General features: G+C 62.7%; 11 protein-coding genes. 9 read left to right on the top strand and 2 right to left on the bottom strand.

Going from position 1 to position 14,587, the window contains the following annotated elements:
• Window positions 1–12 precede the first annotated feature (12 nt).
• Both AC3IUA_RS17380 and AC3IUA_RS17375 read right to left on the bottom strand, forming a co-directional pair.
• Window positions 13–624 (bottom strand): hypothetical protein, encoded by a 612-nt coding sequence (locus tag AC3IUA_RS17380; RefSeq protein ID WP_489355715.1) that lies wholly within the window; start codon window positions 622–624, stop codon window positions 13–15.
• The gene (locus AC3IUA_RS17375; RefSeq protein WP_489355714.1) at window positions 621–1,919 is read right to left on the bottom strand and encodes a sialidase family protein; all 1,299 of its coding nucleotides are present in this window, start codon (window positions 1,917–1,919) and stop codon (window positions 621–623) included. The genes AC3IUA_RS17380 and AC3IUA_RS17375 overlap by 4 nt, the downstream gene beginning before the upstream one ends.
• Before the next feature lie 748 nt (window positions 1,920–2,667).
• Between AC3IUA_RS17375 and AC3IUA_RS17370 the strand changes: the two genes are divergently transcribed.
• The 9 genes from AC3IUA_RS17370 to AC3IUA_RS17330 are packed head-to-tail and all read left to right on the top strand — an operon-like array spanning window position 2,668 to window position 14,562.
• Entirely contained in the window at window positions 2,668–4,950 is a 2,283-nt protein-coding gene (locus AC3IUA_RS17370) for a phage tail sheath family protein (RefSeq protein ID WP_489355713.1), read from the top strand.
• Window positions 4,951–5,009: 59 nt separating this feature from the next.
• Window positions 5,010–5,534, top strand: a complete 525-nt coding sequence (locus AC3IUA_RS17365; RefSeq protein ID WP_057399652.1) for a phage tail protein — start codon at window positions 5,010–5,012, stop codon at window positions 5,532–5,534.
• Between the two features lie 46 nt (window positions 5,535–5,580).
• Complete coding sequence (locus AC3IUA_RS17360) at window positions 5,581–6,330, top strand: T4 family baseplate hub assembly chaperone (RefSeq protein ID WP_489355711.1); 750 nt, start codon at window positions 5,581–5,583, stop codon at window positions 6,328–6,330.
• On the top strand, window positions 6,327–7,085 hold the full coding sequence (locus AC3IUA_RS17355; protein ID WP_489355709.1) for a hypothetical protein: 759 nt from the start codon (window positions 6,327–6,329) through the stop codon (window positions 7,083–7,085). Before AC3IUA_RS17360 ends, AC3IUA_RS17355 begins: the two co-directional genes overlap by 4 nt.
• Entirely contained in the window at window positions 7,082–8,413 is a 1,332-nt protein-coding gene (locus AC3IUA_RS17350) for a Pvc16 family protein (protein WP_489355707.1), read from the top strand. The genes AC3IUA_RS17355 and AC3IUA_RS17350 overlap by 4 nt, the downstream gene beginning before the upstream one ends.
• Window positions 8,410–10,323, top strand: coding sequence for an ATP-binding protein (locus tag AC3IUA_RS17345; RefSeq protein WP_489355705.1), 1,914 nt, complete (start codon window positions 8,410–8,412; stop codon window positions 10,321–10,323). Before AC3IUA_RS17350 ends, AC3IUA_RS17345 begins: the two co-directional genes overlap by 4 nt.
• Entirely contained in the window at window positions 10,320–10,598 is a 279-nt protein-coding gene (locus AC3IUA_RS17340; protein ID WP_489355703.1) for a hypothetical protein, read from the top strand. Before AC3IUA_RS17345 ends, AC3IUA_RS17340 begins: the two co-directional genes overlap by 4 nt.
• Entirely contained in the window at window positions 10,595–13,909 is a 3,315-nt protein-coding gene (locus tag AC3IUA_RS17335) for an eCIS core domain-containing protein (protein WP_489355701.1), read from the top strand. The genes AC3IUA_RS17340 and AC3IUA_RS17335 overlap by 4 nt, the downstream gene beginning before the upstream one ends.
• Complete coding sequence (locus AC3IUA_RS17330; protein ID WP_489355699.1) at window positions 13,906–14,562, top strand: hypothetical protein; 657 nt, start codon at window positions 13,906–13,908, stop codon at window positions 14,560–14,562. The genes AC3IUA_RS17335 and AC3IUA_RS17330 overlap by 4 nt, the downstream gene beginning before the upstream one ends.
• Window positions 14,563–14,587 lie beyond the last annotated feature (25 nt).

Raw genomic sequence — 14,587 nt, 5'->3', positions numbered from 1 at the left:
ACTCGTTAAATCTCAAGTGGGTACGTTTCGCACTGAGCCGCGCAGCTGGTTTAGCCAACCATAGGTCCAACGCGTGGCAAGCATCAGTAATGCCCCACAGCAATACAGACCCAGCAGCGGATCAATCAGGTAATCCCAATAATTTTGCGAAGGTTTTATCCCGGCGATGAAGGCCAGGGTCGCACTGGCCAACATCACCACTGCCAGACCGTTGCGCAGGTAAAGCAGGCTTAACGTCAGCAGTGCGACGAAAATCAACATAGGGCGCGGGCTGTAGCCAAACCGATAAGGGTCCAGATAACTCAAACCCAGGGTTGCCGGGTAGAGCACCAGGGCTATGGCGGCAAAGATGATCAATACGCTGGTTTTACCTTGTTGCGCAGGCGGCAAGATCCCCAGTCGACGTAAACAGCCCCACCCCATGAAGACCAGGGACGTGACCGCAAGGTCATCAATGTGGCTGCGCAAGTAAGCGGCCAGCGACAACCCGTCCAGTGGTATGAAGCTGGCTGCCAGCAATGCGACCAACAGCGCGACACGCCCGACCCTTTTTAAGCCAAGAGCAGGCAGCAGCAGGAAGATGATCATTGCGAAGCTGATATGGGCTTGCCAGAGGTTAATCAATGGACACGCTCGGACAGCCACGCATCGTTGAAGGTGACGTGTTTGATGAACGTATTGTTCCAGGAATAAACCAGGTGATACAGACCGTCAGGGCTACGGATGAAATAGGGGTATTCATATTCAAACTTGCAGCCATCGTCGGTACACACCCGGGTGTCGAGGTTGTTCAGGAACTGTGCCTCCAGCGGTTGGCGAAGCGCGCCACTGGAACCGCGGAACTCTTTGCCGATGATTTCCTTGTAGGCGCCGGGTGAAAACGTATCGCCCTCTGGATCAGGTGATTTGTCCAGGTCCCGTAACGATTGCCAATCGTCCATTTTTGCGTCGGTACCATAAAGACTCAACTTGAAGCGCCCCTCCTGCAGGTCATTGAGCGCCACCAGCAATCCATGTTCGGGAGTCGCGATGGCCGCCAACGAGGAATTCGGATTCCACGGATCGAGTGGATAAGGTTCACTCCAGGTTTGCCCGGCATCTTCAGTGCGGGTCGCCAGCACCCGGTGGTGGATGTTGCCGGCATAGCGCAACAAGGCGATACCGCGCTGCCCATCTAGCGGAACTACCGTGGGTTGCAATGAATTATTGCCGTGGCTGATGCGGTATTTATCGATCACATCACCGTCTGCGCTCAGGTACAGGTACTCGGCGAACTTGCCCAGAAATTCGTGGTAGACCGGTAAGCCGATGGAGCCGTCGGCATGAAACACCGGTGCCGACCGGACCAGGGTGCTGATATTCAGAAAGGGTGAAGTGATCAGTTGGCGCGGCGCCGACCACTGACGACCAAAATCGTCCGAGACCATCACATTGACCGCGCTACCGGCCCAGCCGCCCATGGACACCGACACGTAGAACAACCAGAGGCGATTGTCCGGCGCGAGCGCAATGACCGGGTTGCCCAGCTTTCGAATGTATTTTCGAGTGCCCTGTTGAGTCGAATCCCGAGTCGCCAATACCTGTTCCGCACCCCACTCGCCGGTTTTCGCGTCGAAACGGGCAGAGCGCACCTGCACGTCGGCTGCGCCTTCGCGAGAGCCGGCGAACCAGACCGCCATCAGGCTACCGTCAGGCAAGGCTGTTACCGCCGAGGAATGCACGAAGTCCACCAGCCCGGACGAGGCGAAACGGCTGGTATAAATGGGCTTGGCCACTTGTTCAGCCACAGCCATCGCCGGATTCATCAGGGCAAAGGAAGAATGCGTAGGAGTAGGGTGGGTGAACCACGCGCCCGCGAAAAGGCAAGCAAGAGCAAGGTAAGCACCGAAGACAGGAAGGCTGGGTAGTTTGATGCGCATAGGTAAAGCTGAGCATCTCATGGCCCGGATCGAGCGCAGTAAACTAACACTTTGGGTTACAAATTTGGTCGTTAACGAGCTCCGGTTTTTGTAAGTGAATGTTTGCAGCGTGCTGGTTGACCCCAATTTTTGGTAATAAATCCTTGCAAATCAATAGTTTGAAGCTTGAAATGAGTGTCTGACCGTTAATCAGAAACCTGGTTTCGACGGTGCCCGCGCAAAGCCGTTCGGCCCGTATGTGCCTGCTTGATCAATGGCTTGTGTCCTTAAAGGGATTTGACGATCCGGGACGCAGGTGTCCGCACTCAGCTCATCCGCTGCCTATGACTGTGTATGAACTTTCGCCGATTTTAATAATGACTGGCTATTAGAATTAAAACGAAACAATCATTGAGCTTTTAAAGTTATTTGTTGTTTTGGTTTGATGTTTTATAACTATTGGGTATTGCCCTTTGATGGCGGTTCTTTAAGTTCGGGCATTTGCCGAATGGTTTATGTCATTGAGCCATTAGGAAAGATGGAAATGCTTGAGTTTGCATAATAAAAAAAACGATCTATAGCTATCGATACCTTTCGGATCGTGGGCACGTCAGTTCCCCCGGGAATTTGAACCGCGTCCAGGTCATCAACGGTTTCCGAGCAGTGGGTAGGTTCGGATGTAGTTGTGTTGGTTGTGAGGCGAAGTTGTATCTGCCTCTGAAGGGATTTGGCCATCAACCTCCTGCATCCTGTCCGGAAAGGATCCGCCATGCCTGTCCAACTCAGCTATCCAGGCGTCTATATCGAAGAGCTTCCCAGCGGCGTGCGGACCATCACCGGTGTCGCGACCTCGGTGGCTGCCTTTGCCGGTTCGGCGCCACGCGGGCCGATCAACAACGCCCAGCACTTGTTCAGTTTCGCCGATTACGAGCGGCGCTTCGGCGGCTTGGCGGTGGATTCCGAGATGGGTTATGCGGTGCGCCAGTTTTTCCAGAACGGCGGCACCGAGGCTTACGTGGTGCGAATCGTCAAGGACGCCAGCACAGCGAGCAAAACCTTGCAGAACGCGACGCCGATCGACGTGCTGAAGGTCGAGGCGCTGGATGAAGGCGCTTCTGGCAACGGTATCGAAGTACGGGTGGATCACCTCACCATCAACCCCGGTAGCTCATTCAATATCTCGTTCATCCGCGCCTCGGATGGACGCGCCGAACGCTATGAAAACCTGTCCATGAACTCAATGGATGCCCGCTACGCGCTGGATCAGGTCAATGCTGTTTCACAGTTGGTAAAACTGAGTCGGGTAGTCGCTCAGCCGGCGTTGGACGGGTTGGCGGCCGGCACTTCACGCAGTGCCAATCTGGCCGATGTGACGACTTTGCTGGACGCCAACCACAACGAGTTTCGGGTCAGCGTGAACAATTTGCCGCCGGTCAAGGTGCTGATCGCGCTGCCGGCGGATATCGCCGGCGGTACCCCGACCCAGCGTCTGGATTCACTGTGTGGCGCAATCCAGACCAAAGTCCGGGCGCAGGCGAACAGCCAACTGGCCTACCAGAACTTTACCTGTGGGCGGCCGGCCACCACGCAAACGATCTTGATGACTTCCGGTGTCGGCGGTGAATTCTCCAGTGTGCGGGTGCTGCCCGGGCAGAAGAGCAATGCCAGCGCCGCGCTCAAACTGGGCAGTGAGGCCGGCGGAGTCGAGGTCGACGCGGTCGGGGCGATCCGTCCGGCGCCGGTGCCCGATCCGGCGACCCTGACCAGCGCTACCTTCGGTGCCAACGACCTGGATGCACTGCCGGATGCGACCCACACCGGCTTGCGCGTCAGCCTCGATGGCAATCCCGACGTGATCGATATCGGTGACGCGGTGGCGGTTGGCGGCAACCTGGCGGACAAACTGAGCGACGTAGCAGCGCGGATCCAGGCGGCGGTGCGTGCGCGCAAACCGGGCGATCCGGCCTACCGGAACTTTACCTGCGCGGTGGCCGGCAGCACCCTGGTCCTTGCCACCGGCACCCAAGGCGCGGCCTCGAGTATCGCGGTCTCGGCTTCGCCGCTAAACAGCATCGCCAGCCAACTGCACTTGCTGGCGGGCTCGCTCACTACCCAGCCGGTGAACGTCACCCTGCAGGGCGGCAGTGAAACAGCCTATGCCGCCGCGGATATCTATTCCGCCTTCATCGCTGACCGTGACACGCGCAAAGGGCTGTATGCCCTGGAAGCGGTGGACCTGTTCAACATCCTCTGTCTGCCGGGTATCACCGACACGGGCGTGCTGATGGATGCGGCGGCCTACTGTGAGGAACGCCGGGCATTCTTCGTGATCGACTCGCCGCCAACGGCGGTCGATCCGCAACAGATGGTGGCGACGGTATCCGGCACCGCGTTGCCAAAGTCCGATCATGCCGCGGTCTACTACCCCTGGATTTACATCGCCGATCCCCTGAAGAACGGCAAGCTGCGTCTCAGCGCACCCTGCGGCACCGTAGCCGGGCTTTACGCCCGTACCGATGGCGACCGTGGTGTGTGGAAGGCGCCGGCCGGCACTGAAGCCAGCCTGATCGGGGTGCAGGCGTTGAACTATCAATTGAACGACCGCGAGAATGGCAGTCTCAACCCGCTGGGGGTCAACTGCCTGCGCGGTTTTCCGGTCTACGGCGCGGTGTCCTGGGGTGCCCGGACCTTGCGCGGGGCCGACCAGATGACCTCGGAATACAAGTACGTGCCGGTGCGCCGACTGGCCCTGTTTCTCGAAGAAAGCCTGTATCGCGGCACTCAGTGGGTGGTGTTCGAGCCCAATGATGAGCCGCTCTGGGCGCAGATCCGGCTCAACCTCGGCGCCTTCATGAACAGCCTGTTCCGCCAGGGCGCCTTCCAGGGCAAAACGCCGCGCGAGGCCTATCTGGTCAAGTGCGATCGTGAAACCACCACCCAGGACGACATCAATCGCGGCGTGGTGAATATCCTGGTGGCGTTCGCCCCGCTGAAACCGGCGGAGTTCGTGGTGATCAGGATCCAGCAGCTGGCTGGGCAGATTCAGGTGTGATCAAGGCTGCGGTCGCCCGGGTGGGTGACTGCTGAACCGCTGCATCGGGGAGATATGCCATGGCTCAGTTCACGGTCAACGCCCAGCGTTTCGATCCGTACAAGAACTTCAAATTCCGCGTCAAGTGGGACGGTCGTTATGTCGCTGGCATCAGCAAGGTATCGGCGCTCAAGCGCACCACTGAAGTGGTCAAGCACCGCGAGGGCGGTGATCCCAGCAGCAGCCGCAAATCGCCGGGGCGCACCGAGTTCGAGGCGATCACCCTGGAACGCGGGGTGACCCACGATGCCGATTTCGAGCGCTGGGCGAACAAGGTCTGGAACTTCGCCTCCGGCCTGGGCGCGGAGGTGTCGCTCAAGGATTTTCGCAAGGACATCATCATCGAGCTGTACAACGAGGCCGGCCAATTGGCCCTGGCGTACAAGGTGTTCCGCTGCTGGGTCAGCGAGTTCCAGTCGCTGCCGGACCTGGACGCCAATGCCAACGCCGTGGCCATCGCCCGTCTGAAGCTGGAAAACGAAGGCTGGGAGCGCGATTACGAGGTGGCTGAACCAAGCGAGCCAAGCTTCAACGAGCCGAACTGACGAGGCATCGTGCCTGTTGGCGTTTCCATGACGGAGATCCCTGACTGTGTCCAAGCTTGATTCCGCTGACTGGCTGGCGATCTGGGACCATAGCCAGACGCTGCCCCCCGCACTGCAATCCTGCGCGCTCTTGGCGCCCTTGCTGGCTGACGGCCTGGCGGGCGCCGAGCGGTTGCCAGTGGGGCGGCGCGATGCCCATCTGCTGGATCTGTATGGCGCACTGCTCGGTCCGCAATTGACCGCCATGGCCTGCTGCGGGCACTGCGCCGAGCGCCTGGAGCTGAACCTGAACACGGCCGACCTGCGTCTGGATGATCCACCCTGCGAGGCGCCGGAGCTGCAATTGGAGTGGCAGGATTACCGCCTGCGTTTTCGCCTGCCGGACAGCCTCGACCTGGCGGTCCTGGCCCAATTGTTGGACATTGAGCGGGCACCAGACCTCGAGCAGGCGCGGCAGCTATTGGTCCGGCGTTGCGTGCTGGAGGCTGCGCAGGGCGCGCAGCCGGTATCGTCCGAGGCCTTGCCGCAGGGGCTGCTGCAAGCCTTGAGCGAGGCCATGAGCCAGGCCGATCCACAAGCGCTGATTGAGTTGGACATGTGCTGCCCGGCGTGCAAGGAACGCTGGAGCGAAGCCTTCGATATCGGCAGCTACCTGCTGGAAAGCCTCAATCATTGGGCGCAACGGACACTCGATCAGGTGCATCTGCTGGCCGCGGCCTACGGCTGGAGCGAGGCGCAGATTCTCGCCTTGAGCCCGCAGCGTCGCGCCCGCTATCTGGAACGCTTGCAGTCATGAGCGACTTGCTGCTGACCCTGGCCCGGCGCGCCTTGCAGCAGCCGGTGATTCGCCCGCGAATCGGCTCGCGCTTTGAAAACGACGCTATCGTGCCGCGCGATGTTGAGCAGGCGCCGCAGGCGCAGCGGGCATCCACCCGCGAATCGCCCACCGCGACTGCCGCGATACCCATGGCGGTGCAGCCGATGCCCGAGCCGTCAACGCCGATGCAGCTGCCTGTTACGCCGGTGTTGCGCCGGGTGGCCTCGCTGCTGCAGCCAACGCCGTCGGTGGCGACAATCCCGCCACCCCTGCCGGGACCGCCGCAGACTGTGATTTCGTCAGTGTTTGAATCGCCGAAGGAGGCCGGGCTGCCGCGGCTTCCACTGCCGTTACCGCCGGTTGTCGATACCGCGCAGGGGCAGTCCGCCCCGCGCCTGGAAACCCGCTTGATCGAACGCTCCCACAGTGAACAGCGCATCGAGCGCCACGAGCTGAGTCGGGAACTGATCGAACGCCGTGTCGAACGCCTGCACGAGCAACCGCCCAGCGTCACCCCGGCATCGCAGCCACTTCATGCCCGGCAGGAACCGCACCCGGCGCAGGTCGATGGGCAAGCCGCCACACCACGGGTCGAGATCACTATCGGTCGCATCGAAATCCTCCCGGCCGAGGCAGCGCCCGCATCGCGTCGCGAAGAGCCCCGGCGCCTGCCGGCCAAGTCCCTGGAAGACTACCTGAGCGAGCGTAACTCAGGTGCGGGGCCGCGGTCATGAGTTCGCCACTGGGGCTGGCAGCCGCGCTCGCGACGCTCCAACAAATGCTCGAAAGCGGTCTGGCCGAATTGAAAATCAGCGATGTGCTGGGCGGTGCGCCGAGCGTCACCTGTATCGGCCCGGACCGTATAGATTCCGTCGGCGGCGGTGACCAACTGAACCTCTTTCTCTACAACCAGACGCGCAATCCCGGCTGGGCCAACCTCGGCCTGCCGAGCCGCGACAGCCTGGGTGAGCGCATCGGCAATCCGCCCCTGGCGCTGGACTTGCACATACTCATCAGCGCCTATGGCGCCGCCGACTTCCACGCCGAGATTCTGCTGGGCGCTGCCATGCAGATCCTTCACGACACCCCGGGAATGGGCCGCGATGCCATCCGCACGGCGCTCAAACCGGCGCCGAACAAACCCAATGTGCCCAAGGCGCTGGAACGCGCCGGGCTGGCCGATCAGCTGGAGCAACTGCGGATCACGCCCCTCAACCTCAGCACCGACGAACTCTCGCGCATCTGGTCCGCGATCCAGGTGCCGGCGCGGCCCAGCGCGGCGTACCTGATCAGCGTGCTGCTGCAATCGACGGCCAGAAGCCAGCGCACGCCGCTGCCGGTCCTGGCACGCAACCTCTATGTGGTGCCGTTGCGTTCGCCACGGGTGGACCGGGTGGAGTCGGTGGCCGGTGCGTCAATGCCGATTCTGCCGGGCGGCAGCGTGCGGGTCAGCGGCGCCAACTTCAAGGCCCGGGCGGTACAACTGTTGGTCAACGGACTGGACCTGAGCGCCGGTCTGAGCAAGGTCGACAACGAGACCCTGGAGTTCGGCTTCCTGCTGCCGGATCCGCCCCACCCGCCGGCGCTGCCTTCATCCTTGCGGGCGGGGGTCTGCACGTTGCAGGTGGCCCATGGGCAATGGCTGGGTACACCGCCAGTAGCGCATGGGGCGGTGCAATCGAACCTTGGTGTGTTCATCCTCAACCCCCAAGCGAGTTTTGTCGTGCAGCCCGGCGCCACCAGCTCGGTGGTCGACGGTGTGACCTACCGCTCTGGCAGCATCGAGGTGACCTGCACTCCGCCAGTGGGCCCCCGGCAGCGGGTGCGACTGCTGCTCAACGAAAAGGACCCGCCGAGCGATCGGCCGGCACGAGCCTATAGTTTCAGCGCGATTGACGGCAATGGCATTCTCCCGCCGGCCGAGCAGAGCGCAACCGTCTCCGTCGAATTCCAGGGCGTCGCCCTGGGGGCCTACCTGGCAAGGGTGCAGGTGGATGCCGGAACCAGCGCGCTGGTGATGGGCGCGGATGGGCAATTCAGCGCGCCGCAGGTGCTGCCATGAGCCAGCGCCGCGATTTCGCCGAAAACCGCCGCGTGCTGACCCAGGCGTTGAATGCCTTTGCCGTCTACCTGACGGCGCGGCTGGCTGGCGAGCCTGCGCCCCTGGGTGCTTATCTGCTGACCCCGCCGGCCCTGGCGCTGCTGAGCGAGCGGTTGGGGCTGAGCCGATTCGAGCAGGACCTGTTGCTGCTGGCCGCCGCCGTGGACCTCGACCCACGCTTTCGCGACCTGCTGGCCCAGGCCCAGGGCGACGCGAACCAACCCTGGTTGAGTTTCGAGCTCGCCCTGTGCCTGCTGCCGGAACCTGAGTGGAGTGCGATCACTCCGATCGGCCGTCTGCGGCGCTGGCAATTGCTCGAGCCGTGCGGCAGCGGCGGGGTGCTGCAAGCGCGGCTGGTGGTGGATGAAATCATTCTGCACCGGATCGCCGGCCTGAGCCTTCCCGATCCGCGTCTGGAGCCCTGGTTTCGTCAGGAAAACCTGCCGGACGCCGCGGCAGTCGCTATCGATAGGCATCAGGCCAGGGCCAGCATCCTCGAGATCGCCGCCCAATGGCAGGCGGCGCCCAGCCTGGCCCTGGCGCCGATCGCGCGGTTGGTGGAGGGCGACGGCGAAGGCTACGCCCAAGCCTTGGCGGCAGAACTGGGGCTCAAGCTTTACCGGATGGCCGAGCATGACCTGCCTGTCGGGCAAACCGAGCGCGAGCAATTGGCGCACCTGTGGGAGCGTGAAGCGCTGTTGCACGGCGTGCTGCTCTGGTTGCAACCGCAAAGCCTGAACCCGGAGCAGGCACAACGCCTGGGCGACTTCCTCGATCACCTGCAGAGCCTGCTGCTGCTCAGTGGTGACAGCGTGCCAGCCTTGCGTCGCCGTCAATGCCGGGTCAGTGTCCAGGGCAGCGATGCGTCGGCCCGGCTCACGCTCTGGCAGCAACAATTGGGTGAGTCAGTCGCAGGCGTCAACGGCCGTCTCGGTCTGCTGGCGGAACAGTTTCAGCTCAGCAGCAGCACCATCCTGCGTCTCGCCGAGGGTTTCAAGGCCAGGCCCCAAGGCGGTGCCGAACACCTCTGGCAGGTGTGTCGCGAAGAAGCTCGACGCGGCCTGGAGCACCTGGCCGAACGGGTGGACGCCCGCGCCGGTTGGGACGACCTGGTGCTGCCGGATGCGGCCCTGGCCAGTCTGCATACGTTGGCGGCCCAGGTCCGCCAGCGCACGCGGGTCTACCGCGACTGGGGCTTTGCCGCACGCAGCGACCGAGGCCTCGGTATCAGCGCCTTGTTCGCCGGCGGCAGCGGCACCGGCAAGACCCTGGCCGCCGAAGTGCTGGCCAATGAACTGCGGCTGGACCTTTACCGCATCGATCTGGCGGCGCTGGTCAGCAAGTACATCGGCGAGACAGAGAAGAACCTGTCGCGGGTATTCGCCGCGGCCGAAAGCAGCGGCGCGATCCTGCTGTTCGACGAGGCCGACGCCTTGTTCGGTAAACGCAGCGAGGTGCGCGACAGTCATGACCGCTACGCGAACCTGGAGGTCAGCTACCTGCTGCAACGGATCGAGACTTACCGTGGTCTGGCGATTCTCACCACCAACCTGAAGCAGGCTATCGACCCGGCATTCCAGCGCCGCATCCGTTTCATCGTGCAATTCCCTTTCCCCGATGTGCAAGCCCGCAGCGCCATCTGGCAGCGGGCGTTTGGGCCCGATGCGCCGTGCAGCGCACTGGATATTGGCAAGTTGGCGCGGCTTTCGTTGTCTGGCGGGCATATCCGCAACCTGGCTTTGAACGCGGCCTTCCTCGCGGCGGACAAGGACATGGCCATTGGCATGCAGCATCTGCGCGCAGCGGCCGAAGCGGAGTTCGCCAAACTGGAGAAACCGCTGCCGGCGGCGGAAGTGGGGGACTGGGAATGACCCGCACCCTGGCACCCGCCGCCCCGACCATCAGCCTGACGATAGGTGCCCTGGCGCTGCCCGGTTATTCGTTGCGCAATGGCCAGCGACTGGCCGGCGCCCTGGAGCGCGAGTTGGGACGCTTGCTGATCCAGGGACCGCTGCCAGGGCAAGGCTTTACCCTTGAGCAGGTGCAAATCCCCCGGTTCGCCACGCCCGCCGGTGAACGCCCGGAGCGCACCGGGCGGCGCTTGGCACGGCTGATCGCCGAACAGCTGCAGGGGCCGGAACAATGACCGAACACGCCCTTGCCCCCAGTGTCGAACGCGACGCCTCGCCGCCGAAGACTGCCGTGCGCGGTCTGCTGTTACAGCGCAAGTGCGCCTGTGGCGCGGGTGCCGGCAGCAGCGGCGAGTGCGAAAGCTGCGCCGCCGGCCGCCAGCAGAACCTGCAACGCAAGGGCAACGGTGCCCAGGGCGGGCAGGGCGTGCCGGCCTCGGTCAGCGAGACTCTGGCGCGTCCCGGTCGGCCGTTGGATGCCGATACCCGCGACTTCATGGAGAGCCGCTTCGGCAGCGACTTCGCTGCCGTACGCATACACGACGACAGCGCCGCCGGGGCCAGCGCCCGGGAGGTGGATGCGCATGCCTTCACGGTCGGCCAGGACATCGTGTTCGGTGACGGTCAATACCAGCCCCACAGCGACAGCGGTCGACATCTGTTGGCCCATGAACTGGCCCACACCGTGCAGCAACAAGGCCTGCAACGTTCCGGTATCAGCAACCTGGCCGATCAGGGTCCGCACTACCAGCGGCTGGAACGCGAGGCCGACTTCGTCGCCGACAGCGTGATGCGCGGCCAGCCCCTGGCCAGCGGCGTGCTCAGCCAGGGCGGGCCGCGCCTGTCGCGCAAGGGCAAGTCGCAAGACTATGAGGTGGAGAGCCGTTACAGGGACCTGGAAATGACCACCGGGCACAAGGTCACGCCGGAGAAGAAAACCACCGCCAAAGTGAAGGGCAAGGACAAGGAACTGGCCTCGTTCGACGTCGATTTCCTTGAGTTGCATGAGGTCAAGGGCCCGGTGCTCAAGGAATGGCAAAGCAAGGCCAAGGCCAAGGCCCTGCGCGCAATCATCACGTTGCAGGGGACCAAGGCCCAGGAAGCGGGTCTCTGGCAAATGCGCGTCAGTTCCGACGAGCTGCGTTCGCGCTGGGTCAACCTGCGCGGCTGGAAGATGGGCGATGCGCTGAACGCCGCCTGGCAAAAGGCCGGTGGCGACGCCGAGTTTCCCAAGGTCGGCGGTGGCACCTGCGAGATGGATCACATCATCGAATTGCAGGTGGGAGGCGATAACACCCAGGAAAATATCCAGGTGCTCGACCGCCTTGATAACGGCATGAGCGGCAGCCTGATCAAGCAGCAAGTGTTCGGCCTGGCACAAGCCATCGCGGAAAAGATCGAGGAGGGCGGCGAGGAGCCGCCGGCGCAGATCCGCCTGGTGTTCGCCGATTCCAAAATGAAGAGTACCGGCAAGTGCGGGCCCTGCTGCGAAACCGGCAAGAAGCTCGGCAAGCCCGGCAAGGAAGGACGTGCCGACAAGTCCACGGAAATCCTGATCGACTACCCGGTCATGGCCGGCGGCAGCACGCGGATGCTGCGGGTCAGCGAAAAGACCAAGACGCCGCCGATTTTCGAGTCCGGTATCCCGGAAAACGTCGCGGGCGCCGAAATCCTTCCCGGGCTGTTGTTGATGACCCTGCGCCGGGTCGGCAAGGGCAAGGGCAAGGACACCATCAACGCGATGATCGACAATCGCGACCGGACGCGGCTGCCGATCACCCTGCCGGCCAAGGGCACCGGGGTGGTGCTGGATGTCGCCGAGGATGGCGGCCTGACCCTCTCCGAGGCGGCGAAGAAAAACGCCGGTATCGCTTTTACCTACGACTACCTGAGTCCCGGGCGCTTCACCAAACTGGATCTGGTGCCCGGTGGGGTCGCCGGCGAGGGCTACATCACGCCCAGCAAAGTGCCCTTGCTGCAGCGGCTCGAGGTGGCCTTCTCACCGGAGTATTTCCGGCTCAAGGCGCCGCTGGACAAGGACAAGCTGAAGCCACCATTCGCCGGGGTGAAAATCACCGAGGCCTCCCTGGCCATCGACCTGGCGCCCAAACTGAAGCCGGTCGGCAGCGTGGCGTTCGAGTTTGGCACCACGAAGAAAATCGCCGCGAGCAAAGTCGAGGTCAGTGCCGACGAGAACGGTCTGGTGTTGACCGGCGTCCTTTTCGTCTACTTGCCCGGGGTCGATGAAGCCAAGGGCGAGATCAAGTACCAGGCCGGCGAGTGGAGTGGCGGCGCGCATATCGAGTCGGGGCAGATGACCGGCAAGATTCCCTATGTGAAGAGCGGCGCTGTCGATGTGTTCCTCAAGGCCGGCAAGATCGACGCCAGCGGCAAGATCAACCTGGAACTGCCAGGCGGCAACGAGGCCTCGCTGGAGCTCAATTACACCCGCAGCAAGTGGGTGTTCCAGGGGCGCGGCAAGATCAAGGTCAAGAGCCCCTACCTCAAGCCGATCCAGGCCAGCCTCTGGTACGACGGCGAGCTGTTCATCGCCAAGGGCCAGGCCGGATTCGCCTTCTCGGGTCTCGACGGCATAGTGGATGCCACCTACGAGAACAAGGGCGGCAAGGAGAAGGTCTACGGCAAGGGCGATATCAAGATCGACAAGGGCCGCGCCAAGGGCAATATCGTCGTCGAGTTGCTGCCCAATGAAAAGATCATCGGCAAGGGCAAGCTTTCCTACGAAATCAAGAAGGACATGGTGGCCACGGCCGGCATCACGGTGGACGAACAGCAAAAGATTACCTTCGACGGCGAGCTGAGCTTTCCCGACATCACCCTGTTCAAGCGCTTCCCGGAGAAAAAGGAAAGTCAACCGATTTTCTCGGCCTCGGGCAGCATTCCGATTCCTGGCGCCTCCATCGGCCCGATCGGGCTCAAGGTCAAGCTCTGGGGCAGCCTGGGGTATTACTACTATGTCGGCCCCGGGGTGCTTACCGGGATCAGGGCCACGGTCAAGTTCAGCCCCTTCGAAGCCGACCCGGACTTCAGTTTCAACCTCAAGGCCAGGGCCAGTATCCCGGCGGGTGGGGGCATCAGCGGCAAAATCGGCGCTGACGTGGTCATTGATCTGTACCTCGCCGAAGTCGGGGGCGGCCTCAGCGTCGAGGCCTCGGCCGGTCTTGAAGGCAAGGCTGAACTGGACGGCGAGATCGCCTACAGCAAGGACAAATTCAGCGTCGATGCCAAGGCCTATATCGGCGGCGCCGTGGTGCTGGACGCGGCGCTGAAGGCCCGGGTCTACGCCGAAGCCGGGGTCTGGCGGTTCAAGGTACGTACCGAAAAGACCTGGAAGCTGCTCGGTGGCACCTTCGACACCGACCTGAAACTCGGCGTGCGCCTGCCGCTGCACTACGACAGCATCGACGGCTTTCGCATGCCCAGGCTCTCCGACATCAAACCCGAACCCGAGCAACTCAATCTCAATCCTTCGAAGATGCTTTCCAACCTGTTCGGCAACGCCAAGAGTGAGGAGCACGAGGTATGACCGGTTTTTCCAATTCGCCGAAAGTGCTCAAGGGCGGGCTGATCCTGATCGACCCGGCCAGCGGTGCCGTGCTGCGGGTAATCGCCCTGCAGTACAACCCCGACCTGCTGACCCGCAGCCTGCAACCGCAGAGCACCGGCGGCAGTGCGGCGATCAGCGAGCCGCTGCGGCTGAAGGGGCCGCCGGTGGAAACGATCAAGCTCGACGCCGAGATCGACGCCACCGACCAGCTGGAGTTCTGCGACCAGCACCCCGGCGCGATCGAGGTCGGTATCCACCCGCAGCTCGCGGCACTCGAAACCATCGTCTACCCGGACAGCAACGCCTTGATCCGCAACAACCAGATGGCCAACGCCGGCACCCTGGAAATCGTTCCGGTGCAGGCGCCGCTGCCCTTGTTCGTGTGGAGCAAGGAACGCGTGGTGCCGGTGCGCATCACTGATTTTTCGATCGTCGAGGAGGCGTTCGACGTCAATCTCAACCCGATTCGCGCGCGCATCACCCTCGGCATGCGCGTGCTCAACATCAATGACCTGGGCTTCGGCGACAAAGGCGGGCACCTCTACATGGTTTACCACCAGAGCCGCGAGCGCCTGGCGCGCAAGGCCAGCAGCGCGACCCTGGCCAGCCTGGGATTGAGCGCGCTTTTTTAAAATAACGGTGAGCTGAAGAACTGAA

Source organism: Pseudomonas sp. KH_050 (genome assembly GCF_057838875.1).
This window is presented reverse-complemented; position numbering and strand designations above follow the sequence as displayed.

Bases quoted from the DNA above. Each gene is read 5' to 3' on its own strand.
- AC3IUA_RS17375 (WP_489355714.1), bottom strand. From the start codon at position 1,919: ATGCGCATCAAACTACCCAGCCTTCCTGTCTTCGGTGCTTACCTTGCT.
- AC3IUA_RS17370 (WP_489355713.1), top strand. From the start codon at position 2,668: ATGCCTGTCCAACTCAGCTATCCAGGCGTCTATATCGAAGAGCTTCCC.
- AC3IUA_RS17365 (WP_057399652.1), top strand. From the start codon at position 5,010: ATGGCTCAGTTCACGGTCAACGCCCAGCGTTTCGATCCGTACAAGAAC.
- AC3IUA_RS17355 (WP_489355709.1), top strand. From the start codon at position 6,327: ATGAGCGACTTGCTGCTGACCCTGGCCCGGCGCGCCTTGCAGCAGCCG.
- AC3IUA_RS17350 (WP_489355707.1), top strand. From the start codon at position 7,082: ATGAGTTCGCCACTGGGGCTGGCAGCCGCGCTCGCGACGCTCCAACAA.
- AC3IUA_RS17345 (WP_489355705.1), top strand. From the start codon at position 8,410: ATGAGCCAGCGCCGCGATTTCGCCGAAAACCGCCGCGTGCTGACCCAG.
- AC3IUA_RS17340 (WP_489355703.1), top strand. From the start codon at position 10,320: ATGACCCGCACCCTGGCACCCGCCGCCCCGACCATCAGCCTGACGATA.
- AC3IUA_RS17335 (WP_489355701.1), top strand. From the start codon at position 10,595: ATGACCGAACACGCCCTTGCCCCCAGTGTCGAACGCGACGCCTCGCCG.
- AC3IUA_RS17330 (WP_489355699.1), top strand. From the start codon at position 13,906: ATGACCGGTTTTTCCAATTCGCCGAAAGTGCTCAAGGGCGGGCTGATC.